Origin of the sequence: Anaerotruncus sp. 80 (genome assembly GCF_009936115.1) — a bacterium.
Lineage (GTDB): Bacteria > Bacillota > Clostridia > Peptostreptococcales > Anaerovoracaceae > Senimuribacter > Senimuribacter intestinalis.
Genome location: NZ_QWES01000001.1, coordinates 386,876 through 412,926, shown reverse-complemented (window position 1 = coordinate 412,926; position 26,051 = coordinate 386,876). Strand labels below are relative to the sequence as shown.

Below are 26,051 nucleotides of genomic sequence, written 5' to 3'. Positions count from 1 at the left end.
GCCATTATACGACTAAATCCTTGCCAATCGAACTTCGCACAGAGTGCTTGTTCTCTTGGGGATTAGCCGTAGAGTGCCACGCGCTGAAGTGCTGCACTCCTGACAGGGGACCTACCTGCAATTCGCTTTGCTCGTTGGGTTAGGTCTCCCAAAGCATAAGGTTTGCTTAACTGTTCGCTCTGCTCGCAGAGCAAATCATTATACAATACCCTGAGCCATCATAGCTTCTGCAACCTTTTCGAAACCAGCGATGTTTGCGCCCTTGATCAGGTCATAGCCCAGACCGTATTTTTCACAAGCAGCAGCAGCGTTCTTGTGGATGTTAACCATGATAGTTTCAAGCTGTTCGTAAACCTGAGCAGGGGAGAATACAGTGTGACCTGCGTTCTGTCCCATTTCGATGCAGGAGCAAGCTACGCCGCCAGCGTTTGCAGCCTTGGAAGGTCCAACGATTACGCCGTTTTCCTGCAGGTATTCGATTGCTTCGTTTGTGGTCGGCATGTTAGCACCTTCGCAGAGGAACTTACAGCCGTTAGCGACCATAGTCTTAGCATCTTCGATGCGGATTTCGTTCTGTGTTGCACAAGGGATGTACAGGTCAGCCTTAACTTCCCAAGGTTTCTTGCCAGCGTAGAAAGTAGCGCCAGGGAACTTGTCTGCATAAGGTGCGCAGATGTTCTTTCCGGAAGCTCTCAGTTCGAGTAAGTAGTCTTCTTTTTCACCTGGAGTTACGCCGTCTGGATCGTAGATGTATCCGTCTGGTCCGGAGATAGTGATAACTTTAGCACCCAGCTGGTTCAGCTTCTGTACTGTACCCCAAGTAACGTTACCGAAACCGGATACTGCAACGGTTTTGCCTGCCAGTTCTTCGCCGCAGTGTTTCAGCATTTCTCTTGCGAAGAATACGATACCGTAACCAGTAGCTTCAGTTCTTCCTGCAAGTCCGCCGTAAGCAAGACCTTTACCAGTCAGAACGCCTTCGTATCTGTTGCTCAGTCTCTTGTACTGTCCGAAGAGGTAACCGATTTCTCTTGCGCCAACGCCCATGTCACCAGCAGGAACGTCAGTGTGAGGTCCGATGTGTCTGTAAAGCTCAGTCATGAAGGACTGGCAGAATCTCATAACTTCAGCATCGGATTTTCCAGTAGGATCGAAGTCAGAACCACCTTTGCCGCCGCCGATAGGAAGACCGGTTAAGCTGTTTTTGAAGATCTGTTCAAATCCCAGGAACTTGATGATGCCAGGATATACGTTAGCAGCGAAACGCAGACCGCCTTTGTAAGGTCCGATTGCGCTGTTGAATTCATATCTGTAACCTCTGTTTACCTGAACTTTACCTTCGTCGTCAACCCAAGGAACTCTGAAGCTGATGCCTCTTTCTGGCTCGATCAATCTTTCGATCAGACCAGCTTCAACGTATTCAGGATGTGCTTCCAGAACAGGCTCGATGGAAGTTAATACTTCTTCTACAGTCTGAATAAATTCTGGTTCACCAGGGTTTCTTTTCTTAGCGATTTCAATATACTGATCAACTAATTTTCCCATTTTAATCTCCTCTTTTCTCTTATTAAACTTTAGAAATTAGTGTTACAAGATGTTATAATATGGTTCTTGTTTCTTCCAATATAACACTTTGACATTTTTTAGTCAACCCTTTCAGGGTGGAAAGGATTGGTTTTTTTAAAGAACAATCCTGACATGGAAATGACTGAAATTTCAACGATTTCAAGATGTGGTAAAAATTTACAAAATCATTTTGACGAATGCAGATTCTTATATGAAAGTTTGTCTGCCGGGTATGAGGGAATGTTATACAAAGTTTTTTTCTAAAAAGGTTGCAAGCACGAGCTATTTCGAGGTATAATTAACTGTTAAAGAATGTCTATACATATAATTATGAAGGGAAGTGAAGACATGGATAATGGGCCTACGTCCAAACGAAGTATCGACGCATTAACAAAAACAAAAGAATCCTTGGCTTCACTGGCCGGATAAAATCCTCGCACTAGCGGTATTTTTCTGGGTTCAGTAAGAACAGCCAGGGAAAATACAAGTGAAAGTGAGGAATGACAGATGGATAACAGAGTCATTATTGACGCAGATGTATTGTGGGAAGAATCCTTTGAAAAGATATTAGAACTCCTTGAAAACAAACGATATTTTCAGGCGAGAGATGAACTTCTCAAATTTAATGCAGTAGACATTGCCTACATGCTGGAAGATATCACGGAAGAAACCGATATTGATATGACAATCATCCTTTTCCGGCTGCTTCCAAAGGATGTTTCTGCAGAAGTCTTTTCAGAACTGTCTACTGATAATCAAGTAGAAATTGTAAATGTAATCACAGATAAGGAAATCGATTTTATTTTACAGGAACTGGACTTCGACGATAAGATCGATATTCTGGAGGAACTGCCCGCCAATATGGTGGACAGAATTTTAGAAAAAACACCGAAGAACGAGAGAAAGCTGATCAACACTTTTCTCAATTATCCGGATAACAGCGCCGGCAGTCTGATGACGCCGGACTATATCAGTCTGCGCAAGGAGTGGAATGTAGCGCAGGCGCTGGAACATATCAAAGAAGTAGGCATGGATGCAGAAACCATCTATACCTGCTATGTCAGAGACAACGGGCGAAAGCTGCTTGGCATTGTATCTTTAAGTACGCTGGTAATTTCCAGTGATGACACCAAGATTATGAACATTATGCGCACAGACTATGTGTATGAGAATGTATTTGATGACCAGGAAGACGTCTCTGAAGATTTTAAGAAATACGGATTTTTGGCATTGCCTGTTGTGGACAACGAGCACCGTCTCGTCGGAATTATTACCGTCGATGATATTCTGGATGTAATGGAAGAAGAGGCGACTGAAGATATCGAGAGAATGAACGGTGTCATTGACTTTGAGAATTCCGACAAGGGATATCTGGACAAGTCGGTCATGCAGCATGCCCTGAACCGGCTGCCATGGCTTGTAATCCTCATGGTTGCCTATGTGTTTACAGGCATGCTGATTACAGGCTTTGAAGGAAGGCTTTCTGAAATCATCTGCCTGGTGGCGTATATGCCGATGCTGATGGGAACTGGCGGAAACACAGGCTCTCAGGCGGCAACGCTGATTATCAGAGGTCTTGCCACCGATGAGGTGGATACTTCTGATGTGTTTAAGATTTTATGGAAAGAAGTGCGTATAGGAGCCCTTTTGGGAGCTGTTTTAAGTATCATTAATTTTGGACGAATTATCTGGCTTGACGGCAATGATTATAGTGTAGCATTGACAGTTTGCCTTGCGATGCTGTTCATTGTGATCTTTGCAAAGGTGCTTGGCAGCATGGTGCCGCTTCTTGTAAAAAAACTCAATCTGGACCCGGCGCTCATTGCAAATCCTGCCATTTCATCGGTTTCTGATATTGTGGCGCTGAGCATTTATTTTGTGATGGCAATGGTTATTTTAGGTTTATAAAGATAATGGGATTAAAAAAATGCAAATAACAGGTTTAACGGACAAAAATTTTGTCCATACTGTAATTAGAAGACGCCCCAAAGACGTACATAAAGGAAGCTGCGGCAAAGTACTGATTGTTGCAGGAAGCAGAGAAATGGCAGGCGCCGCCGTGTTCTCTTCCAAAGCAGCCATCAAATGCGGCAGCGGTCTGGTTAACGTCTGTACGAGGAGAAAGATTTTTTCGATTATACAAATTTCTGTACCGGAAAGCATCTGTCTTCCATGGGGAAAAGCAAAGAGGAACCTGGCAGGCTACGACGCCATTGCAGCAGGTCCGGGGATGGGAGTTGATAGAAGAACCAGAGAAATCCTGAAAAGGATATTAACCGAATACGCAGGTACGTTTATCATCGATGCTGATGGACTGAACACCATAGCAAAGGATGCAAAACTGCAGGTTTTGCTCAGAAGTACCAAAGCCAGGGTTATTCTGACCCCGCACATAGGGGAGGCGGGAAGGCTTCTTGGAAAGCAGATCAAAGGCTGTGCCAAGGAAGAAATCGGACAGGCTCTTTGGGAAAAATTTCACTGCGCTGTTATCGTAAAAGGTGCAGATACACTGGTGGCTCTTTCCGGCGGCGATGCATATATTAATACTACAGGTAATCCGGGCATGGCGACTGCCGGTGCAGGGGATGTTCTTACGGGAATCATCGTATCCCTGGCAGGGCAGGGTCTTTCTACAGACGATGCAGCCAGAGCAGGAGTATTTGTACACGGTATGGCGGGCGATATGGCCGCAGAAAAAATCGGTCAGCATGGTCTTACTGCCAGTGATATTGCAGATTACGTACCTTTTGCTTTAAAAGAAATTATCGATTAAGACAAGGAGTGTTGGACTTTGATAGTAAAAAAGGGAGACCTTTATTTTGCGGATCTAAGTCCCGTAGTCGGCTCCGAACAAGGGGGTATCAGACCAGTACTTGTAGTTCAAAATGACGTAGGAAATAAATTCAGCCCAACCATCATTGTGGCTGCCATTACATCGCAGACAAAGGCAAAATTGCCGACACATGTGGAACTTGCCGCCGCCGACGGCGGACTTAGCAAAAATTCAGTTGTGCTTTTAGAACAGCTTCGCACCATTGATAAGCGAAGACTGAAGGAGCATATCGGTACGCTCAGTGAGAAACAGCTGCCTACAGTAGATCAGGCACTGTCTGTGAGTCTGGGCATTACCGAGGCTAGAAATCACTGAAAAATAACAGCTTTGATTTACGCGAGAGCCGGGATTTCCGGCTCTCTATAAATAAATATAATGGAGGATAAGATGGACAAAAAACAATTGGAAACACTGGCGGCGAAAGTCAGAATTGACGTAGTCCGCGCAATACATAGTGCGGCTTCCGGCCATCCCGGAGGCTCCCTTTCAGCGGCTGATATCGTGACAGCGCTGTATTTTAACGAAATGAACATAGACCCGGAGAACCCCAAAAAGGAGGACCGGGATAAATTTATTTTATCCAAGGGACATGCAGGCCCTGTGCAGTATGCAGCTTTGGCAGAACGCGGATACTATCCGGTTTCTGATATGATGCGCTTGCGTAAGCTGGGAAGCAATTTTCAGGGACATCCGAATATGCACAAAGTGCCGGGCATTGAAATGTCTACTGGATCTTTGGGCCAGGGCATCTCTGTCAGTGTCGGCATGGCGCTGGCAAATAAAATGGACGGAAATCCGGGCAGAATCTACACCCTTTTAGGAGATGGAGAACTACAGGAAGGTCTGGTCTGGGAAGCAGCCATGTCTGCAGCACATTATAAGCTTGACAACATGGTGGCTATCGTAGACTTTAACGGTCTGCAAATCGACGGAAAGAACGACGATGTTATGACCGTAAAGCCAATCGACGAAAAATTTGCGGCCTTTGACTGGAATGTAATTGTCATTGACGGACATGACTTTGATGAAATACTGGATGCTTTTGCAAAGGCGAGAGCCTGCAAGGAAAAACCGACTGTAATTATCGCAAAGACCCATAAGGGAAAAGGCGTTTCCTTTATGGAAGACAATCCAGGCTGGCATGGCAAAGCCCCAAGTGATGAAGAAGCGAAGCTTGCAGTAGAGGAACTGGGAGGTGAATGGTAATGGCAGATAAGATGGCAACAAGAGCGGCTTACGGAAAAGCTTTGGTAGAAATGGGGGCAGAAAATCCGAATCTGGTTGTAATGGATGCGGATTTGTCTAAGTCTACTATGACCGCTGAATTTAGCAAAACTTATCCAGATCGGTTCTTTAATATGGGAATTGCAGAGCAGAATCTTTATGGAACGGCTGCTGGTCTTGCACTATCGGGAAAAGTGGTCTGTGCGTCTACTTTCGCAATGTTTGCAGCAGGCAGAGCCTTTGAGATTATCAGAAATTCCATCGGTTACACCGGCGCAAATGTAAAGATTTGTGCAACCCACGCTGGGATTACTGTAGGAGAAGACGGCGCAAGCCATCAGACTTTTGAGGACCTGGCGCTGATGCGAACTATTCCGGGCATGACGGTAGTGAATCCGTCCGATGGTGTCAGCGCAAGAATGCTGCTAAAGCAAGCAGTCGGCTTTGAGGGACCTTGTTATGTAAGACTGGGAAGAGCGGCGGTTCCTGTGTTCTACGATGAAACGGCGGAAATCAAACTGGGAAAGGGTAATGTCCTTCGTCCGGGCAGAGACGTGACCGTCATCGCCACAGGCATTATGGTTGCAGAGGCTATGGAAGCAGCTTCTCAGCTGGCTGAAGAGGGTGTCGATGTGCGCGTGATTGACATGCACACCATCAAACCGCTAGATGTAGATTTAGTCGTGGAAGCTGCAAAGGAAACAGGTAAAATCGTAACGGCTGAAGAACACTCCGTCATCGGCGGTCTTGGCAGTGCGGTGGCAGAAGTGCTCTGCACAAAGCAGCCTGCGAAGATGATTATGGTCGGTCAGCAGGATACATACGGAGAATCCGGAAAACCTGATGAACTGAAAGAAAAATATGGTATGACAGCAGATGCTATTGTAGCAGCTGTCAGAGAGATTTATTAGAAATATAGATGCCAGCGTTAGCAGAAAATGATTAACGCTGGCATTTTTGTGTCGGTGATGCGTTAGGTTCATAAGTGTTGTGCAAGGAGCCTTTGCTTTCAGCCGTTTTCCAAAGCTTTAGGTGCGCTATAACGGAGTTATTGCAGTAAATTTGCATATTTTTAGGGGCTGTCTCATACAGTGCTAATAGAGCAGAGAAAGGAGATGGCCTTATGAAAAAGGAGATAATTGCCATTGCGGCAGCGGCGATTTTGCTGATTGGACTCATAGTGGCATTTGGACTAAAATCCGGAGAGACTAACGTAAAATTTGAAAAGGTTTCGGAGAAAGTGATGCCTAGAGAACTGGAAGCGGACATTTTGCCGGAATATAGGGATTTAGAACGAGCGCTTGCTTGCAAAGTAGGTGGTGAAATCTACATCATCGTAACAAGAGGGGAAAAGCCGACGGCGGGCTACGAGGCGGAAATTGATAAGCTTACCTTGGAAAACAAGGAGGATAAGAGCAATTTAGTCGTTTATGCAACCTTTGCGGATCCGGCAGAACCTGAGAATATGGCACAAATTAGCTGTTATCCTATTGCAGTGGTAAAGACGGATTTAAAGGGACTGCCAGATACTATTGAGCTTAGAGCAGAGTATGCAAAATAGAGGGCTCCTTCCTTGCACAAGGGGACTTTGTAATTAAATTACAAAATTCCCTTGATTTTACTTTTCGTTGGATGTATACTGTAGTTACGATTTGAAGAGTAAAGAGGAAAATTATGCTGGAGAGAACTTTTATTAGAATGCAGGACAGTAAAGAGAATGACGAGTGGAAGAATCCGCAGCAACTGAATATCGGAGTGACTGGACTTGGTCAGAGTGTTGGAACAACCTTTGTTGCAACTTCTCTGGCCTTTTATTTTGTTGGTATGGGGAATAGTGTGACATTTACACAATGTTTGACACCCAGCAGATGCAATAGTCTTCTTTATGATGCGACAGCTATGGATCAGCGCTTTAGCAACAGGCAGTTTCACGATGTTTATAGGCTGATTTTGGAGAATAAACCAGCGAGGGGAAAGAAAAATATGGAGAAAGGAATTAACTGGATTTTGCCGACACCTTGGATTTTGGAGCAGGGGAAAGACCTTGACGGCGTCCAGCAGGCCAGACTAATTCAAAGTGCAAAGGGGGAAATCTGTATCTTTGATTTTGCGGCGGAACAGTCATGGGACAGTCATCTGCCGGACATGGACAAGCTGATTATCGTAGCTGATCCTATGCCATCGAAGCTGATTCGCCATAAAGAACGGTTCCAGCGTCTAAAGACCATAGAACTTTCTGGCATTGCTGCTGACTGGGTTGTGAACAGGAGTAACAGTGGAGTTAGCCGCAGACAGATTGCTGCATATTTAAAAAATCGAAAGTTGCTGTGGATACCCCAGTTTGCCCCAGAATTGTTTTATGCTGACGAATTTGCATGCCGCTTTTCATGGGAAAATAAAGAAATAAAAAGTAAACTTTTGGACATTTTCACAAAATTTTCACAGTAATCGACAGAATATGTCCTATTTTGCCTTTAAAAACGGGTCGAAATATAGTATAATTTAGATGTGTGTGTAAAACACAAAATACAAAATTTAAAACGAAAGGGATCACTATGATAACATTCGACAATGTGACGAAAACATATAATACGAACATTGGTCTTGAGAATGCAAGTATCCATATTAATAAGGGAGATTTCGTTTTCCTTGTAGGACCCAGCGGTGCAGGGAAGTCTACATTTATCAAATTAATCCTGAAGGAAATCGACGCTGATTCCGGAAGTATTGTGGTTGACGGGCAGGAGGTTACGACTTTGAGCAACCGTGAAATTCCGGGTCTTAGAAGAAAAATTGGCATCGTATTTCAGGATTTCAGGCTATTGCCTAAGAAGACTGTATATGAAAACGTAGCATTCGCTATGGAAATCTTACATAGACCAAAGAGACAGATTAGAAAGAAAGTGCCACAGGTTTTGAGCCTTGTGGGTATTAGTGATAAGGCGGATAAGTATCCTGATGAGCTTTCTGCAGGAGAGCAGCAGCGTGTTGCTATTGCAAGAGCAATCATCAATAATCCGACTGTGCTCATTGCAGATGAACCGACCGGAAATCTGGACCCGGACACTGCAGCAGAAATTATGGATTTATTAAATCAGATTAATATTACGGGAACGACCATCGTTATGGTAACGCATGCCAAGGATATCGTAGACCGTATGCAAAAGCGTGTTGTAGCGATTGAAGGTGGGCATATTGTTAGGGACGAATTCGGACAGTACGGCTTTGAAGAAGAGTCACAGGGCTTTGCAGAAGAAATTTTCGAAGAAAAATCCTACGGTTATGAGCCCGCGGATTATGAGTTTGAGCCTTTTGATTACAAATCTACTGCAGCATGTCGACAGGCATATGAATACAAGGTGGAAGAAACGGAGCCGCTGCTTGTTGCTGAACCCGAAATTGAGATTTTTGAAGAAGCTTCTGTAGAAGAACACTCTGAACCAGAGGCTGCTGAGCCGGAAGTTTCTGAAATGGAGTCTCTGACTTTGGAAGAATTTGCTGTCAGTGAGGACAACTGTGCTTTGCCAGACTTGGCAGATGACAGCGAAAAATTTAAGACGATGCGGTTTAAGACCACTGAATATGGAAAGCTTGAAAACAATCAAGAAGCCGAATCTTTGGCAGAAGAGGAGGGCGACAGCGATGAGTCAGATTCTTTATAATATCAAACAGGCTTTTGTGCAGATTGGCAGAAACAAGGCGATGAGTCTTGCATCGGTATTTGCCATTACGGCGATGATGCTGATTTTGGGGTTGTTCTTTGTGATTACAGTTAATATTAATCTTTTTACTGAAATGGTAAAATCTGATTATGATCAAGTAGAGATTTTCCTACTGGATGAGACAACTACCGAAGAAGCGCAGGATATCATGGATAAAATCGAGGGACGCAAGGGTGTTGAGAAGGTGGAATACAGAACCAAAGAAGATGCTCTGAACATTATGAAATCCCGCTGGGGAGAGAGCAGCTACCTTTTGGATTCACTGGGCAATAACCCGCTTCCGAATTCCGTACTGATTACAGTAGATACTTTGGAGAGCGCAGGAGCGGTTACTGATTATGCGGCAAGTCTTGATGGCGTAGAGGATGTGAAATATTATCAGGAAACCGTTGAAAAACTTACAAAGGTAACTGGATTTTTGCAGATAGCTGCTTTGATTATCATGGCATTTTTAGTAGTAGTTTCCATTGTAGTTGTGTCCAACACCATTAAGCTTACTGTCTTTGCAAGGTCCAGAGAAATTTCTATCATGAAATATGTCGGTGCGACCAACTGGTTTATTAGAGGACCGTTTCTTGCGGAAGGCATTATCATCGGCATTCTGGCTTCCATGGTTTCGGCGGGAATCACTTTCGGCATTTACAGCAAGATCGTGGATTTAATTGGTACACAGGTGATGACTATATTATCGTCCCCGCTGGTGCCTGCAGGATACCTTGCAGTGAATTTGATTTGTATCTTTTTGGCGATGGGTATCAGTATCGGCGCATGGGGCAGCATCATCTCTATGAGAAGATTTTTGGATACATAAACTTCGATGCAAAAAAGAATTGAATCAATATGAGGAGATAAGATATGAAAAAGAAAAGTTTAATCTGCTTTTTAATATTTGTGCTTGTCGCAGTCTTTAGCACTTATGGTCTCAGTTATGCGAACACAAAGGCGGATAAGCAGGAAGAGTTGAATGAGATTAAAGAGCAGACAAAAGAAGTCAAAGACGATATGCAGGAGCTGGTTTCCAAAATCGAGGATCAGCAGGCAGAAATTGACAAAATTCAAGTTTCCATTGAGAAAAAGGAAGCTGAGCTTGAAAAAGCGGAGGCTGAAATTGCAAAGACCATCAAAGAGATAAAAGCAAGGGAAGACGGTCTTAACAAACGTCTTAGAACTATGTACAAAAATGGTTCTGTAGGCTATCTGGATGTGCTTCTTGGTTCCAGCAGTATTTCTGAGTTCATATCCAATCTGGAGATGATTCAGAAAATCTATAAAAATGACCAGAATATCCTTGTGACTTTGGAAGACCAGCAGAAAGAGCTGGAAGAAAAACAGAATGTCCTTGAGCGTGAGCAAAAGGAACTTGGCGAGAAAAAAAGCGAAGCTCAGGAGAAGCGAGATTCTCTGAAAGAGGACCAGACTGCACTGCAGGAAAAGCTAGACGAGCTTAATTCGGAAGCCGAGCGAATCGGTGATGAAATTGCAAATATGCAGGATCAGAATAAAGTCTACGAGGGCGGCAAATTTATGTGGCCGACCAATTCCACTTACATTACGTCACCGTTTGGTTTCCGTATTCACCCTGTGACAGGCTATTATACTGGACATACGGGTGTGGATATCGGCGCCAGCTATGGTTCACCTGTCTATGCAGCGGCTGATGGAACCGTTATCGTGGCAAGCAATTCTTACGGCGGATATGGCGTAGCAGTAGTAATTGACCACGGAAGCGGAATCAGTACTCTGTACGGTCATAACGACCACGTGGAGGTTAGCGTAGGACAGCATGTCAAACGGGGGCAGATTATTGCATACTCCGGAAACAGTGGTGTGTCCACTGGACCTCATCTGCACTTTGAAGTCAGAATCAACGGCTCTTATGTGGATCCGATGTCATATTTTTAAATAAAGGGTGAAGAATGAATTTACAACCTAGAATATACGAGTTATTGCATAAAAGAGGTATTGAGACGGAAGCTGATATTGAAGAGTTTCTGTCGGACAAACCTCAGAAGACTTACGATCCATTCCTGCTTCTTAACATGGAGGCAGGAGTGGATTTAATATTGTCTTCTATTGAAGAGGACGAGAAAATCTGTATCTATGGAGATTACGATGCTGATGGAATCACTTCTACGGCAGTGCTTATGGAGGTCTTGTCCAATTTGACGTCCAATCTGGCATATTATATTCCGTCCCGCTTTGAGGAAGGGTACGGACTTAACTGCGGAGCCCTGGACAAAATCAAGGCAGCAGGAATTGATCTTGTGATTACCGTGGACTGTGGCAGTGTATCCTGCGCAGAGGTAGAACATGCCAAGGAAATCGGACTTAAAATACTGGTAACAGACCATCATACCATTACAGATAAAGTGGCGGACTGCCTGGTGATTAATCCTATGCAGCCAGGCTGTCCATATCCTTTTAAACATCTGGCAGGAGTAGGAGTAGCCTTTAAGCTGGCGCAGGCAATTGCAGCGGAGACAGGGCTTCCAAAGTCTGCAGTTAACAGAACGTTGGATCTTGTTGGCGTGGGCACCATTGGAGATATTGTGCCTTTGGTTGATGAAAACCGCACTTTGGCCAAATATGGAATTCGGTCACTAAACCTGACCCAAAGACCGGGGCTTTCAAAGCTTATCGAGGGAACCAGTCTACAGAGAGGAAAGATTAAATCGGAGAATATCTCTTACGTAATCGTACCGCATCTCAATGCGTCTGGGCGTATGCAGGATGCCAAAATTGCAGCGTCTTTGATGATGGAAAAGGACAGCGAAAAGGTGAAAGAAGGGGTGGAAACTTTAATTTCCTGCAATCAGCAGAGAAAGAAAATTCAGAGCGAAACCTTTGAACAGTGCTGCAATATTGTAGAAGAAAAATATCAGACTGCCCCTTTTCTTGTTATAGATTTGGAGGATGCCCATGAGGGGATTACTGGCATTGTTGCAGGAAAGCTGAAGGAAATCTACCATAGACCTGCAGTGATTGTTACTCCTACGGCGGGAGATTGCCTTAAAGGCACTGGAAGGGGTATTGAGGGAATAGACCTTTACAGCCTTTTAAAAGATAACGAGGAACTCTTTGAGCGGTTCGGTGGTCATGCGGCGGCCTGCGGATTTACCATGAAAAAGCAGCATCTTGATACTTTGCGCAGTCGTTTAAATGAGTCGATGGGAAGAATTCTTGCTGACAATCCGGAGTTGGCGGATGCACACATTCAGGCAGATTTAAAATTGGAAGCAGGTGATGTTAATCTGCAGCTGGTTGCGGAGCTTAAGATGCTGGAGCCTTTCGGATGTGAAAACCCTCAGCCTCTAGTCAGTATTAGACTTAGACCTGGGTCCATCAGAAAGATGGGCAACCAGAATCAGTATACCAAGTTCATCGGCGTTTTGGATGACGGCAGGGAGATTCAGTGCGTCATATTTAAAGAGGCAAAGTCATACGATGAATTACTGAAAAAAGGTCAGCCTCTTACAGTTACTGGAAATCTGGAAAGTCAGACATGGAATGGGAAACAGTATCTGCAGATTACGGTGCAGGCCATAGAGGAATAGGTGAGAGGAAATGATAAAGATTAAGAAACGACAATTTGCAGCAGTCATACTGTGCACGGTACTTGTAACCTTGCTTTTGACGGCAGGCGGATTTTATCTGCTTACTAGTGCAGCCGGCGTAAAGCTGGTGCAGGGCAAGGACTATAATATGCTTACCGATATGTCGCAAAAGTATAGTAAGTTGTATACGCTGCAGAATACTATCAATGATAAGTTTCTTTGGGAAACCGATGAGAGAGAACAGATGGAAGTCATGTATAAGGCGCTGGTGGATTCTTTGGGGGATAAGTATTCCAGTTACATGAATGAAGAAGAAACGGAAAAATGGAATCGCTATGTTACGGGAGTATTCAGTGGTATCGGCATTACCTTCACAGAAAATGAAAAGGGACAGATGGAGATTTCCAGCGTTATTAAAGAAGGACCAGCAGACATCAGCGGAATCAAGGCTGGTGATATTATTCGCAAGGTAGACGGAAAGTCATACAGTACCTTAGATGAGGTTTCCACCGCCATTCAGGGTGAGGAGGGGACTGTCGTAAAACTGACTTATCTGCGTGGCAAAAAAGAAAAGACTGTATCCATCGTCAGAGGAGTTGTGGAGGAGCGCAGCGTTTATGCGGGCACAGTGGGCGATTCCTATGGCTATATCAGAATTACTGGCTTTGAAAAATCTACAGCTGAGCAGTTCAAACGGGAATTGTCGGCTTTTGAAAATAACAAAAAAATTAAAGGTGTTGTCATAGATATTCGGGATAATCTGGGCGGTATTATGGAACAGAGTATTGAAATTGCAGATGCATTGCTGCCGGAATGCACTATCGTCCACACCGAGGATAGCAAGGGAAAGAAAGAGTACTATAACTCCGACGAAAGCTGCACGAAACTGAAATATGTCCTTTTAATCAATGAAAACAGTGCAAGTGCTTCAGAGATTCTGGCTGCCGCCGTCAAGGATAATGAGGGCGGAAAGCTGGTGGGAATGACAACCTATGGGAAAGGAATCATTCAGAATTCCATGATGTTCAGTGATAGCACTTCTCTGAAGCTGACCACTATGCAGTACCTGTCACCAAAGAATCATAAAATTCACGGCATCGGAATCAAGCCGGATTACAAGGTGAAACAGCCGAAAAATGAAAAGGAAGATATGCAGCTTAAAAAGGCAATTTCGCTGCTTTCGTAGAGCCACTTTGGGCAAGTGCTGTAGTATAAAAGGTTTTAGACTTAACTCTAAAGCCTTTTTGATTGTAGGTGCTGTTTAAATTCCTGATGCGATTTGTTCCGCTGTGGCTATAGTGTTAATAAAGCATAAACGAATCCTGTAGATTTTAGGCCTGCAGGTTTTTTCTTGGGTTAGAGCGCCACTTTTCGCTGCATTTTTGTGTTTTATGGCATCGGCGGGTTGAAATGTGCCACATTTTCCTTATTTCCGGGATAAAATGGCATACGGTAGCTTAGATGTGCCACGTTTCATCTTTTACCAGACAAAACTGGCGGACCTAACGGAGCTGCCATCTTAGATAAGCAAGTGAAAACCGGAAAAAGGTTTGTCGAGGAGTCCTTCTAGGGCATTTTTAGTCAAAACCCAAGTGGAGTCTCGCCATAATTTCCGAAATAGTTGAAGAATGTGGCAGTTTTCGGGATGGCAGTGCCATTATTTAAGAAAAATCAATGAAATATGGCGTGCAGTGTATCAGCTTACAGACCATGAACATTTCTGACACAGTCAGCGATTGATGGCTTTGGTGTAAAGTGGCTAATCAGCGGACAATCAGACAGAGAATTGCCTTTGACTTTCACAGGTAAAAGTGATATAATTGAAAATGAAAATATTGAAAGAAGAAAGGAGCCTGTTCATGGCCTACGATTCAAAGTTCAAAAGAGACGATATTGATGAGTTGTTCGATGGAATACTGACCCTGAAAGACAGAGAGGACTGCTATAGATTTTTCGAGGATATCTGCACGATTAACGAAATTCATGCCATTGCACAACGGCTTCAGGTTGCGAAGCTTCTTTCTTTAAAGAAAACATACAGTGAAATTGAAGAGATGACAAAGGCTTCTACTGCGACAATCAGTCGCATTAATAAATGTCTGGTTTACGGGGCGGACGGCTACCAGAGAGTATTAGAGCGCCTTGATAATCAGAAGAGAAAATAGAGAAGTTCAGTAAGGGCGCCGTTTGTGTGTCCTTGCTTTTTTCTTTATAAGAATGTTGAGGGGAGATGAGATTTTGAGTAGTATTTATATTTATGACGGACCTTTTGAAAAAGGGGAAAAGGGATATGACCTTATCAGGCAGGCTGCTGTTCGCTACTGCGGAGAAGCCGGTGTAGATTATCCGGTACTGGAGGCGGAGATTTTGAGAGAAGATAAAGGAAAGCCATATTTTGTGGATATTCCTTTGGAATTTTCACTGTCTCACAGTGGAGCGCTGTGGATGTGCATGGTTTCTCAGCAGCCTTGCGGACTTGATTTGCAGTATGTGAAGGACTGCAAATATGAGGAGATTGCGAGAAGACTCTTTACAAAAGAAGAACAGCACTACGTGGAGCTTTGGGGACAGGAAGGCTTCTTCGATGTTTGGGTCAGAAAAGAAGCACTTTGCAAGTGCACGGGACAGGGTATTTTTAGCGATATGCCGTCTGTTGCAGACAGAAACAGTAATTTGCTTGGCACGGTAGCCTGGAATGACAGAGAATATTTTTTTACAGAAATAGAAATTGCACCGGATATCAAATGTGCGGCATGTACAGATGATGAGGCACAGGTAGTGATTCGCGTATTATAATATTGTAATCGGGAGGACTTATGGCAGTCAGTATAGACAATGCGGCTTTGCGGTATTTATCCGCCAGAAGCCGCACTGTTTTTGAGATGAAAAAGAAATTAGCAGAAAAGGGGTTTGAGGAAGAGGAAATTGAAGCGCTTATTCAGCGTTTTTTATCCTATGGATACTTAAACGATGCCACGTACTGCCTATCCTATTTTCGCTATGCCTTTGAAAAAGGCAAGGGCAAGAGAAAGGTTTTTCAGGAACTGCGTCAGAAGGGCGTGGACAGTTTGACTATAGAAAATGCTTTTGAGGATTACTTGCAGGAAGAAGAAAACGAATACGACGAGCGGGCGATGGCGCTGGCAGAAGCGGAGAAGGTGCTGCGTATTGCAGGTGTCAGCAGAGACGAGGAAATTCCGGAAAAAATTTTGGGAAGGATTGCAAGGCGTCTTGGCAGCAAGGGATATGGCGGTGAAACTATTTACGGCGTGATAGGAGAACTTAGAAGATGAGCAGGACAGAGAGAACAGAGTTACTGATTGGGGAGGCAGGTGTCAACAGCCTGGCTTTGGCAAAGGTTCTCGTCTTCGGCGCAGGTGGTGTTGGAGGCTATGTGTGTGAAGCTCTGGCGAGAGCAGGAGTTGGGATGATTTCTATTGTAGATAACGATGTGATTTCAGAAAGCAATATCAATAGGCAGATTATTGCAACCTATGATACCCTGGGCATGGAAAAAATAAAGGTTATGGAGCAGAGGATTTTATCTATCAACCCGAGCTGTAAAGTAAGCACCTATGGGTGTTTTTACCTGCCTGATACGCAGGAAGCGGCACAGTTTGACTTTACGGACTACGACTATGTGGTGGACGCTATTGATACCACTTCAGCCAAACTGGATATTATTTGCAGGTGTAAGGAGGCAGCAACGCCGGTGATTTCCTCCATGGGAACAGGAAACAAGCTGGATGCTTCACGCTTTGAGATTACCGATATTAGTAATACCAGCGTTTGTCCTTTGGCAAAGGTTATCAGAAAAGAACTGCGGGACCGTGGGGTCAAAGACGTAAAAGTTCTATATTCTAAAGAAGAACCGGTGAAAACAGGAAGCAGAACACCGGGCAGTATCAGTTTTGTGCCGCCGGTGGCGGGACTTCTTATCGCAGGAGAAGTCATTAGAGATTTATTAAAACGTTAATCTATTTTTAATCTTTCTTTCCTTTTTCTTTCATGTTGACGAGGTAAGATAAGTATACAAAAGGGGATACCATAGAAAACGATTAAAAATGGAAAGGAAATTATCATGGATAAGCTTGAAAAAATTGAAAAAATCATCGAAAAGACAGGTGTATCTTATGCAGAGGCGAAGAACGCTTTAGAAGAAGCAGGAGAGGATCTGCTGGACGCCATCGTACTTCTTGAAAGTCAGGGCAAAATCAAGAAACCGGAAATGGGTTCTTACACAACCAAAACAGAGGAAACCAGCGAGGCGTTTCGAGAGGCTGCAATGTGCTACGAGGAAAAAGACGGTGAGAAGTTTGGAAACATCATGGTGCGCATTTTGAAATGGTTTGGGCAGCTTATTAAAAAAGGCTGTGAAAACTTTTTTATCGTCAAACGCTATGGACAGGAAGTTGTCAATGCGCCGGTTATCGTTTTGATTTTACTTCTGTGCTGCACATTTTGGGTAATCGTGCCGCTGATGATTGTAGGAATGTTCTTCGGCTATAGCTATAGCTTCAGTGGAACAATCACACAGTCTGTAGATATCAACAAAGCGTGTGACAAGGCAGCAGAAGCTGCGGAAACAGTGAGACAGGAGTTTTCCCAAGAGTTCGTGAAGGGATCTTCCAACCCGAAAAATAAATAACAGCGAAAGTAGGAGAGATACAGGTGGCAGAGAAAATTTTACTGGTAGAAGACGATACCAAAATAGCAAGATTTGTGGAACTTGAACTTGCTCATGAAGGATACTCAGTAGTCAAGGCTTTTGACGGCAGACAGGGTTTGGAACTAGCGGAAGGGGGCGGCTTTGATCTGATGCTTCTTGACATCATGCTGCCCGGTCTCAACGGTTTGGAAGTGCTCAGAAGGCTCAGAAGGGCTTCTGATATGCCGGTTATTATGCTGACGGCCAGAGATGCGGTTATGGATAAGGTTTCCGGACTTGATTCTGGGGCGGACGACTATATTACCAAGCCTTTTGCAATTGAAGAACTGCTGGCGAGAATTCGTGTCGTATTCAAGAAACGCAGTGGACAGAAGCAGACCAGAAAATTCACCGTAAAAGGAGTCACCATGGATACAGATCGTCACGAGGTCACCTATAACGGCGAAATCGTAGAGCTAAATCACAGAGAATATGAGCTGGTTCGCATTCTCATGGAAAATAAGAATATTGTTTTGAATCGGGAAAAGCTTTTGGACAGTGTATGCGGCTATGATTATATGGGGGAAACGAATATCATTGATGTATATGTGCGCCACATCAGAAGCAAACTTGACGATCGTTTCGGCATTAAATTTATTACAACTGTGCGAGGCGTAGGCTATGCAGTCAAAGAGGATTAAAAAGATGAACGAAGCAAGCCGCATGACCTCTATTGCCAGAAAGATAAATTTTGAGTTCTGGCTGCGCCAGTTTGCTAATTTCATCGCCATCGACCTGATATTGCTGATTACTATTTGCGTCAGCTTTTTCCTTTGGAGAGAGGGACTGGTGCCGGATTCAGAAATGGTCAGCAATCGGGATTTTATCTGGGGTAACTATGAAAACTGGCGGTATATCATAGAGACAGAATCAGGAAAAGTCTATTCCTATTACATTCGGGATTATGGCGCATTTTTTAAAATACCGGCGCTGATTTTATTAATCCTTCAGGCAGTTATGCTTATTGAGGATTTGTTTCACACCAAAAAGGTGCGTCATCTGATGAAACCCCTTAACGACATTGCAGTCAGAACAGAAAAGCTTTCCAATATGGCTTTTGACAGTGCAAAAATGGAAAGTTTTGAACAGGCGGTATCGGGACTGGATCCGGAAAATCCAGAGGCAAAAGTTTCCACGGGAGATCAGGATCTTCGCAGTCTGGAGATTGCCATCAATAATCTGATTGAGCGCATGCGGGAAAGCCACAGGCAGCAGGATCGTTTTGTTTCTGACGCTTCCCACGAGTTGCGCACGCCTATTTCGGTTATTCAGGGGTATGTTAATATGCTGGATCGCTGGGGCAAGGAAGACGAAAAAATTCTGGAGGAATCCATCGAAGCAATTAAGAACGAGTCTGAACATATGAAAAACCTCATTGAACAGCTTTTGTTTCTTGCCAGAGGTGACAGCGGACGGAATACGCTGGAGTTCACGCAGGTGAATCTGACGGAAATTGTAGAAGAGGTGTGGGAAGAATCGGAGATGATTGATGAGGATCATGTGTACCGCTTTGAGGGTGAACCGGGTCTTTGGCTGCGTGCAGATCGCGCCATGCTGAAACAGTCCCTGCGCATTCTAGTACAAAATGCGGCTAAGTATTCAGGCTCAGGAGATACTATTTATCTTAGAACAAAGCGCATTGACGGAAGACCTGCTTATATTGTTCAGGATGAAGGAATCGGGATGGCTTCTTCGGAAGTGGTGCATGTATTTGAGCGGTTTTATCGGGCAGACGCTGCCAGGAGCCGATCAGAATCGGGAACTGGCCTTGGGCTTTCCATTGCAAAGTGGATTATCGACGCCCATAAGGGAGAAATCGAAGTACTGTCCAGACCTGAGTTTGGGACCAGGTTTACCGTAAAATTATAGAAAAATAGAAGCGGCTATTTCTAAGCTGGCATCGTATTTTTGCACCATTTTTTCTAAAATGAGGGTCAATGGTGCGGATTGGGGAGCCGTTGAAGAAGAGTCTGCACCATTTGACATTGAAATATAACGTCATGGTGCAGATTTAACGGCTTGGCAGTCATAGGCGGTGAGCGTTTTGCATATAGTGTACCATGTTTATCGATATTAATAAAAAGAGAGTAAGGCAAGTGGGAGTAGGCGCATTGGCGGCGGTACTGGCTATCGGTCTTGCTGCGGGCTATCGAGTCGTCAAACCGGGAGAGGCGAAGAAAGGACCGGAACAGATGACCGCAGGAAGCACGCAGGCTACGGACTGGGGTCTGTCTTTTCAGACTGAAGGGCAGCCGCCTGTGGGAAATGCCAGCAGTGAAGAACTCGCTAAATACGATGCATATTACTGCAGTGATTCCAAAGAAAAGGTATTGTATTTAACCTTTGACGCCGGCTTTGAAAACGGCTGCACTGGAGAGATTTTAGACGTGCTGAAAAAAGAAAAAGTGCCTGCTGCATTTTTCCTGGTAGGAACTTATATGAAGGAAAACGGGGATTTAGTAAAGCGCATGGCGAAGGAAGGGCATATCGTCGGCAATCACACCATGCACCACCCGGATATGTCAGCTATCACCGACGAGGCTGCATTAAAAGAGGAACTGGAAGGGGTAGAAAAAATCTACAAAGAGGTTACAGGAAAAGAAATGCAAAAGTTCTACAGACCGCCCCAGGGCAAGTTCAGCACCTCCAATTTGGAGCAGGCGAAAAAGCTGGGCTATACCACCGTCTTTTGGAGTCTTGCTTACGTAGATTGGTATGTTGACAAACAGCCGACTAGAGAGGAAGCGTTGGAAAAACTGCTGCCAAGGACTCATAATGGGGCGGTGATACTTCTTCACTCCACTTCTAAGACCAATGCAAAGATTTTGCAGGAACTGATTAAAAGGTGGAAAGACGAGGGATATACCTTTAAGTCGCTGAAAGAGCTGGGAAACTGAGACATTTGACTGGCAAGTTGGTGTTGCAGACATAAGAATTCTATGATATAATCGAATCAAAAGGAGGGGTTTTTATGGAAAATGCAGCACAAAAGACAAACAAGAAGAACATACTGATTCGTATATTAGCGATAGGGCTGCTTCTTTTCTTTCTGTTCTTTGGAATGGAGATGAAAAGCGGATACTGCTTTGGGGTAGAAGTCTTTCATAGCCTAGGATTGAGCCCGTGGTCTCTAGTGAATCAGGGATGGTTTTATCCCGGGATTTTAAGTATCACCGGAGCCCTTGCTTCCATCATTTTGTTTTCCTTTGCGACAAAAGACAGAATGAAAACTTTCCGCTATTTCATGATAGGAGCCCTTGCAGTAGGCATCGGATGCAGTGTTTTGTCACTTCATGGTGTGATATAGCAGCGTATATCAGCCGCGAATTTTAACCTGCAGCTGGGTGATGTATTCGTCCTCGCAGTTGGTGTCGTGATTATCAATCATATAGAGTTCAAGCGGGTCGCTTTCAGCAGTGTACCCGCTTTTTTTCATGTGGATGAAAAAGTTTTTCCATGCAGCAGGGATGTTCTGGTAGCTGCCGCAGCAGGTTGCGCAAAGATATTTGCCTGCGGGAAGCGTTGTATCGAAGCTGCCTTTGTCCACAATACAGAAAGCGGAGTTGAAGTGACCATAGTGGCCTTTTTCGATAAAATCCAGCGGAATAGTGGCTCCGGTTCTGCTGTTTCCGATGAGATAGAGGTGTGATTCGTGCTCCTTTTGCAGTTTTTTGATGACAAAGTCCAAATCCTCATCACGGTAAACCCTCTCACTCAGCTTTAGAATTTTTCGTACAGGCAGGACTTCGACGTGAGGCTGTTCGCTGCCTGGTGCGCTCCTTCTATGACTCTCAATTTCTGAAATGCGGTCTGTCAGCTGACTTTTCAGGTTTTGCAGGGTCAGCATTTTTTCGTCGATAACAGAAATTTCCTGCTGAAAAAGGGCCAGGGTTTTGGCAAGATCAAAATCTGCCAGATGATTTTTGATTTCCTCCATAGAAAAGCCAATGGTGCGCAGATCTCTCAGGATGTTCAACGTGCGGATATCGCCAATACCGTACATTCTGTAGCCGTTATTGTCACGATGTGGCTTTAAAATCCCGATTTCCTCATAGTAGCGCAGGGAGTCGGTACCGATTCCATACAGGGCTGAAATTTCTCCGATTTTGTAGTATTCTTTCATAAAAAAACTCCTTTACCTTGGTATTATACCAAGGTTTATAATGAAAGGGAAGAGCATGGGAGGAAATCATGGATTTAGATGTAAAACGGGAGATTAAACATAAATTTTTCAGCTATGCGCTGCCATCGGTGGCAGCAATGTGGGTTTACACCATTTATACTATGGTGGACGGCATGTTTGTGTCAAGAGGCGTAGGCACTACGGCGCTGGCTGCTGTCAACATTGCTATGCCGCTGATTAATGCTGCTTTTGCTTTGGGCATTTTATTTGCAGTGGGCGCCAGCACAAAAGCTTCCATCTGTAAAGGACAAAATAATCAAAAGGAAGCAAGTCGGATTTTTACCACCAGTACGGTAACTGTATTTTGCCTGGCATGGATTGTGGTAATTGCAGCACAGCTGAATTTGCACAGACTCGCTCTGCTTTTGGGTGCGACGGAGGGTACGATAGAATATGTAGAAGATTATCTGCGCATTATCGTTTGCTTTGTGCCATGCTATATGACCTCCTATAATATGGAAGTTTTGATTAAGGCGGATGGCTTTCCGAAAAAAGCTATTATGACGACCTGTGTGGGAGCGGTTACCAATATTACCCTGGACTATTTCTTTGTCATGGTATTTCAGTGGGGGATAAAGGGTGCAGCTATTGCTACGGGGATTTCTCAGGTGCTAACCTTTACAGTATTTTTGAGTCATTTTCTTTCAAAAAAATCCTACTTTAAGTTTGTAAAAATCAAATGGCATATCAGGGAGGTGCTGGGTTTTGCCAAACTGGGCATAGCCGACAGTGTCACGGAGTTTTCTGTAGGCGTGATTATTTTCATGTTCAACAATGTGCTGATACGTGTCTCTGGAGATAATGGTGTGGTAATCTATACGGTCATCGCTTACGTTTCTCAGCTGATTCTGATGACCATGATGGGGATTAATCAGGGCATGCAGCCTCTTGTCAGTTTTTATCACGGCAGGAAGGAAAATACGGTTCATCGGTATATTCTTCGCATTGCGATTTTTAGTGCGGCAGTAGCTTCGGTGCTGTCTTTTGCTGTCGGTGCACTCTACCCTAATCCGGTGGTGGCGGTCTTCATCGATCCAAGCCTTGATATGGCGCTGTACCTGGATGGGGTGCGGGCGTTTAAGCTGTTTTCGTTTTCTTTCCTGCCGCTGGGCGTGGTGATTATTCTGGCGGGATATTTCACAGCGCTGGAACAAAACAAACCAGCCATGGCAATCTCTATGGGCAGAGGTTTGATCTTTGTAACAATTTGCCTGTTGCTCTTTGCAAAACTCTTTGGAGAAATCGGCGTATGGCTGTCTATGGGTGTTTCAGAAACGATGGCGTTAATACTGGCGCTGGTATTATATAAGTGGAAGCTGGCAGGAGGGCGAGATGAGAACCCGGCTAATCGTTAAAGCAAAATGCAGGAATCTATATAGAAAACCCGAACTTTTGGGCAGTAAGCGCCTAAAAGTTCGGGTTTTTGGCAGTTTTAAGACTTTTTATTATAGTATCTGGTTTCTTTGCAAAATGCGTGTTACGAAGCGGAGCTGCTTGGCTGGAATGCGGCCTTGACCAGTCGCCATATTTGTATAAGCAGTGTAGGCACAAAGGCGAGCAGGCAAACCAGGAGCAGCTGATCGATAGAAAGTGGTGCGATACCAAAGGCTGTTTCAAAGATGGAAAGCCGCAAGATGGCAAAGAGCAGAGCGGCGCCAAGGGCAAAAGCTGCAATCGTGTAAATGTTACGAAATATGCCCAGCTGGAAAATGGAGGCTTTTCCTCTGCAGTTAAAGCCGTGCCAAAGTCTTGCAAAGCATAATGTGGCAAATGCCATGGTGGAAGCTGCAGTAGTACTGGTTTTTAGCCCCATGTGAAAAGCAATAATGGCAGCTGCACTGATTAGAAGTCCCTGAACTGTGATTTTTAACAGCGCATTTGCAGACAGTATGGAAGCGTTTTTTGCACGGGGTTTATTGTGTATCAGTGCAGGATTTGCAGGTTCCATGCTGATGGCAAGGGCAGGCAGACTGTCTGTAATCAGGTTAATGAACAGAAGCTGCACTGCGGTAAATGGCGCTGGCAGCGCCATGAGGGCGGCGTAGAGCACGGTCAGGATTCCGGCGGCATTACCGGAAAGAAGAAACTGAATTGCATTTTGGATATTTGCATAGATGTTTCTTCCGTTGAGTACGGATTTGATGATGGTAGCAAAATTATCGTCGGTCAATATCATGGAAGCGGAGTCCTTTGCGACTTCGGTTCCTGTGATTCCCATGGCTACGCCCACATCGGCACTTCTCAGTGCCGGGGCGTCGTTGACGCCGTCGCCGGTCATGGCGACGATGTGGGCGCGGGATTGCCAGGCATTAACAATTCTGATTTTGTTATCGGGGCTGACTCTGGCATAAACGCTGATGTGAGGCAGCTTTTCTTGTAATTGGTCGTCACTCATAGCGTCAAGTTCTGTGCCGGTTACAGCAATATCTCCCTCTTCCATTATGCCGATTCGCTTTGCGATGGCAGAGGCAGTCACCTTGTGGTCACCAGTAATCATAATAGCTTTGATACCGGCAGTTTTACAGTCTTTTACTGCCTGCGCAGATTCTGGACGCGGCGGATCCATTTCGGCAACCAGACCTAGATATTCAAGATCTTGTTCATCATCCAGGGTCAGGTCCTTTTGTGCAGGCAGAATCTTACGGGCAAAGGCGAGAACTCGCAGACCCTGCTTCGATAGAGCAGTATTAGTCTGACGGATTTGTTCTTTTTCATCTTCTGAAAGGGTGGAGGTTCGCGCTAAAATCACATCTAAGGCGCCCTTAGTATACATGGTTGGATCCCCGTTTATTTCATGCAGAGTACTCATCAACTTTCGGTCGGAATCGAAGGGAAGTTCCGAAAGACGGGGGAAGTCTGCCATTACTTTATCGTAGTCATCTTTTTCGGTCTTATAGTAGGTGACCAGTGCAGTTTCCGTTGGATCGCCGGAAACTGCACCGTCTGTGATGACTGTATCGTTACAGAGTATGGATGCTTGCAGAAGCGGCTCTTTCTTCTCAGAAGAAACGGAAAGCTGCTCTACTGTCATTTTATTTTGGGTTAGGGTACCGGTTTTGTCGGAGCAGATGATGGAAACGCAGCCTAGCCCCTCGACAGCGTTTAGCTCTTTGATGATAGCATTCTGATCAGCCATGCGGGAGGTGCCGATGGCAAGGGATATGGTGATGATGGAGGACAGTGCTTCTGGAATGGCAGCTACAGCTAATGCCACTGCAAAGAGCAGGGATTCGCTGAACTCCATGCCGCGATAGAGATTGAGTGCAAAGACACCAGCGCAGACAAGGAGTATACCGATGGAAAGGTTTCGGCTGAATTTATCCATGGTGACCTGCAGGGGCGTTTTCCGCTGGGCAGTCTGATTCATCAGATTTGCAATTTTTCCAAGTTCTGTGGAATTGCCGACAGCGGTAACAACGGCAAGAGCCCTTCCGTAAGTAACCAATGAACCGGAGAATACCATATTAGTTTGATCTCCCAGCGCTACTTTATGATCAGTAATCATATCTGCACTTTTTTCGACACTCTCAGATTCTCCAGTCAGAGAACTTTCACTGACTTTCAAAGAATGACTTTCGATGATACGACCATCTCCGGCAACGATATCGCCGGCATCAAGACGGATGATATCACCACAGACAAGCTGGGTAGCGGGAATTTCCTGTGCTTCTCCGCTGCGAATAACCTTTGCAATAGGCGCAGAGAGATTTTTCAGACTTGCCAGGGATTTTTCGGCTTTGATGGACTGCACAGTGCCAAGAATGGCATTGAGAATGAGCACCACCAGAATTACGATAGTACTTTCTTGATTTCCTGTAAAGAAAGATATCGCGGCTGCAATAATCAGAATGATAACTAAAAGATCGCGGAACTGTTCTGCAAAGATTCTTAGGGCGCTCTTCTTCTTTTTTTCATAAAGCTTATTTTCTCCGTAGGTTTTGCGGCTTTCTTCAATCTGCTGCGGGCTGAGCCCGGAAGAAGCGGAAGAAAAGGCTTTTAGCACCTGACTGATGTCTTGATTGTAATACATAAATGAACCTCCTGTTTCTCTAAACTTAAGTATGCCCAGATTTCACCTGGATAACAAAAAAGAGACCTTTAAAGCAAATATTAATATATGCTTTAAAAGTCTCGCTATTTCAAGTAGATGCGAATTACCTTTGGGTAATTGTATTGACGCATGTTACTACAGCCATGCTGCTTTCGCTGCGTGCGATTTAGCAGGCTGCCAGCTACTCCCTCTTAAACAAAGTATGTATGT

Annotated in this window: 24 protein-coding genes and 1 pseudogene; 22 read left to right on the top strand and 3 right to left on the bottom strand. The window is 44.6% G+C overall.

Annotated elements, in window-relative coordinates; all coding sequences use genetic code 11:
- Positions 1-198 precede the first annotated feature (198 nt).
- Positions 199-1,545 carry an NADP-specific glutamate dehydrogenase gene (gene gdhA, locus D1155_RS01925; RefSeq protein ID WP_160200719.1) on the bottom strand — a complete coding sequence of 449 codons (1,347 nt, stop codon included), beginning with the start codon at positions 1,543-1,545 and terminating at the stop codon, positions 199-201.
- A gap of 528 nt (positions 1,546-2,073) precedes the next feature.
- Between gdhA and mgtE the strand changes: the two genes are divergently transcribed.
- From mgtE to D1155_RS01820, 21 genes and pseudogenes are all read left to right on the top strand, one after another.
- The gene (gene mgtE, locus D1155_RS01920; protein WP_160200718.1) at positions 2,074-3,474 is read left to right on the top strand and encodes a magnesium transporter; all 1,401 of its coding nucleotides are present in this window, start codon (positions 2,074-2,076) and stop codon (positions 3,472-3,474) included.
- Between the two features lie 19 nt (positions 3,475-3,493).
- Complete coding sequence (locus D1155_RS01915; RefSeq protein WP_160200717.1) at positions 3,494-4,339, top strand: NAD(P)H-hydrate dehydratase; 846 nt, start codon at positions 3,494-3,496, stop codon at positions 4,337-4,339.
- Between the two features lie 18 nt (positions 4,340-4,357).
- On the top strand, positions 4,358-4,714 hold the full coding sequence (locus D1155_RS01910) for a type II toxin-antitoxin system PemK/MazF family toxin (protein WP_160200716.1): 357 nt from the start codon (positions 4,358-4,360) through the stop codon (positions 4,712-4,714).
- Between the two features lie 72 nt (positions 4,715-4,786).
- Positions 4,787-5,605, top strand: coding sequence for a transketolase (locus D1155_RS01905; protein ID WP_160200715.1), 819 nt, complete (start codon positions 4,787-4,789; stop codon positions 5,603-5,605).
- Complete coding sequence (locus tag D1155_RS01900; protein WP_160200714.1) at positions 5,605-6,534, top strand: transketolase family protein; 930 nt, start codon at positions 5,605-5,607, stop codon at positions 6,532-6,534. The genes D1155_RS01905 and D1155_RS01900 overlap by 1 nt, the downstream gene beginning before the upstream one ends.
- A gap of 212 nt (positions 6,535-6,746) precedes the next feature.
- The gene (locus tag D1155_RS01895) at positions 6,747-7,184 is read left to right on the top strand and encodes a protease complex subunit PrcB family protein (protein ID WP_160200713.1); all 438 of its coding nucleotides are present in this window, start codon (positions 6,747-6,749) and stop codon (positions 7,182-7,184) included.
- A 113-nt stretch (positions 7,185-7,297) separates the two neighbouring features.
- Positions 7,298-8,071, top strand: coding sequence for a hypothetical protein (locus tag D1155_RS01890; protein WP_160200712.1), 774 nt, complete (start codon positions 7,298-7,300; stop codon positions 8,069-8,071).
- A 107-nt stretch (positions 8,072-8,178) separates the two neighbouring features.
- Positions 8,179-8,856 (top strand): annotated as a pseudogene (gene ftsE, locus D1155_RS01885) (cell division ATP-binding protein FtsE); the annotation flags it as partial.
- 409 nt (positions 8,857-9,265) lie between these two features.
- The gene (ftsX, locus tag D1155_RS01880) at positions 9,266-10,156 is read left to right on the top strand and encodes a permease-like cell division protein FtsX (protein WP_160200711.1); all 891 of its coding nucleotides are present in this window, start codon (positions 9,266-9,268) and stop codon (positions 10,154-10,156) included.
- A 44-nt stretch (positions 10,157-10,200) separates the two neighbouring features.
- Complete coding sequence (locus D1155_RS01875) at positions 10,201-11,247, top strand: peptidoglycan DD-metalloendopeptidase family protein (protein ID WP_160200710.1); 1,047 nt, start codon at positions 10,201-10,203, stop codon at positions 11,245-11,247.
- Positions 11,248-11,261: 14 nt separating this feature from the next.
- Positions 11,262-12,899 (top strand): single-stranded-DNA-specific exonuclease RecJ, encoded by a 1,638-nt coding sequence (gene recJ / locus D1155_RS01870; RefSeq protein WP_160200709.1) that lies wholly within the window; start codon positions 11,262-11,264, stop codon positions 12,897-12,899.
- Between the two features lie 10 nt (positions 12,900-12,909).
- The gene (locus D1155_RS01865; RefSeq protein ID WP_160200708.1) at positions 12,910-14,085 is read left to right on the top strand and encodes a S41 family peptidase; all 1,176 of its coding nucleotides are present in this window, start codon (positions 12,910-12,912) and stop codon (positions 14,083-14,085) included.
- Positions 14,086-14,725: 640 nt separating this feature from the next.
- Positions 14,726-15,064 carry a YerC/YecD family TrpR-related protein gene (locus tag D1155_RS01860; RefSeq protein ID WP_347560947.1) on the top strand — a complete coding sequence of 113 codons (339 nt, stop codon included), beginning with the start codon at positions 14,726-14,728 and terminating at the stop codon, positions 15,062-15,064.
- Between the two features lie 73 nt (positions 15,065-15,137).
- The gene (locus tag D1155_RS01855) at positions 15,138-15,695 is read left to right on the top strand and encodes a 4'-phosphopantetheinyl transferase superfamily protein (RefSeq protein WP_160200706.1); all 558 of its coding nucleotides are present in this window, start codon (positions 15,138-15,140) and stop codon (positions 15,693-15,695) included.
- Positions 15,696-15,715: 20 nt separating this feature from the next.
- Positions 15,716-16,192, top strand: a complete 477-nt coding sequence (locus D1155_RS01850; RefSeq protein ID WP_160200705.1) for a regulatory protein RecX — start codon at positions 15,716-15,718, stop codon at positions 16,190-16,192.
- A complete protein-coding gene (locus tag D1155_RS01845) occupies positions 16,189-16,875 on the top strand; it encodes a tRNA threonylcarbamoyladenosine dehydratase (protein ID WP_160200704.1) in 687 nt (228 codons plus the stop codon). The genes D1155_RS01850 and D1155_RS01845 overlap by 4 nt, the downstream gene beginning before the upstream one ends.
- A gap of 105 nt (positions 16,876-16,980) precedes the next feature.
- Positions 16,981-17,547: a DUF4342 domain-containing protein gene (locus D1155_RS01840; protein ID WP_160200703.1), complete on the top strand. Its 567-nt coding sequence runs from the start codon at positions 16,981-16,983 to the stop codon at positions 17,545-17,547.
- A gap of 23 nt (positions 17,548-17,570) precedes the next feature.
- The gene (locus D1155_RS01835) at positions 17,571-18,248 is read left to right on the top strand and encodes a response regulator transcription factor (protein ID WP_160200702.1); all 678 of its coding nucleotides are present in this window, start codon (positions 17,571-17,573) and stop codon (positions 18,246-18,248) included.
- Positions 18,249-18,252: 4 nt separating this feature from the next.
- Positions 18,253-19,476: an ATP-binding protein gene (locus tag D1155_RS01830; RefSeq protein WP_160200701.1), complete on the top strand. Its 1,224-nt coding sequence runs from the start codon at positions 18,253-18,255 to the stop codon at positions 19,474-19,476.
- A 191-nt stretch (positions 19,477-19,667) separates the two neighbouring features.
- Positions 19,668-20,504 carry a delta-lactam-biosynthetic de-N-acetylase gene (pdaA, locus tag D1155_RS01825; protein WP_160200700.1) on the top strand — a complete coding sequence of 279 codons (837 nt, stop codon included), beginning with the start codon at positions 19,668-19,670 and terminating at the stop codon, positions 20,502-20,504.
- Between the two features lie 74 nt (positions 20,505-20,578).
- Complete coding sequence (locus D1155_RS01820; protein ID WP_160200699.1) at positions 20,579-20,914, top strand: hypothetical protein; 336 nt, start codon at positions 20,579-20,581, stop codon at positions 20,912-20,914.
- A gap of 9 nt (positions 20,915-20,923) precedes the next feature.
- Here the strand turns inward: D1155_RS01820 and D1155_RS01815 are convergent, their stop codons facing one another.
- Positions 20,924-21,730 (bottom strand): MerR family transcriptional regulator, encoded by an 807-nt coding sequence (locus D1155_RS01815; protein WP_160200698.1) that lies wholly within the window; start codon positions 21,728-21,730, stop codon positions 20,924-20,926.
- A gap of 68 nt (positions 21,731-21,798) precedes the next feature.
- On the opposite strand from D1155_RS01815, the gene D1155_RS01810 reads away from it, so the two are divergent.
- Positions 21,799-23,145 (top strand): MATE family efflux transporter, encoded by a 1,347-nt coding sequence (locus tag D1155_RS01810; protein WP_160200697.1) that lies wholly within the window; start codon positions 21,799-21,801, stop codon positions 23,143-23,145.
- Positions 23,146-23,267: 122 nt separating this feature from the next.
- On the opposite strand, the gene D1155_RS01805 is transcribed toward D1155_RS01810, so the two are convergent.
- Positions 23,268-25,820, bottom strand: coding sequence for a cation-translocating P-type ATPase (locus D1155_RS01805; protein ID WP_160200696.1), 2,553 nt, complete (start codon positions 25,818-25,820; stop codon positions 23,268-23,270).
- Positions 25,821-26,051: the final 231 nt, after the last annotated feature.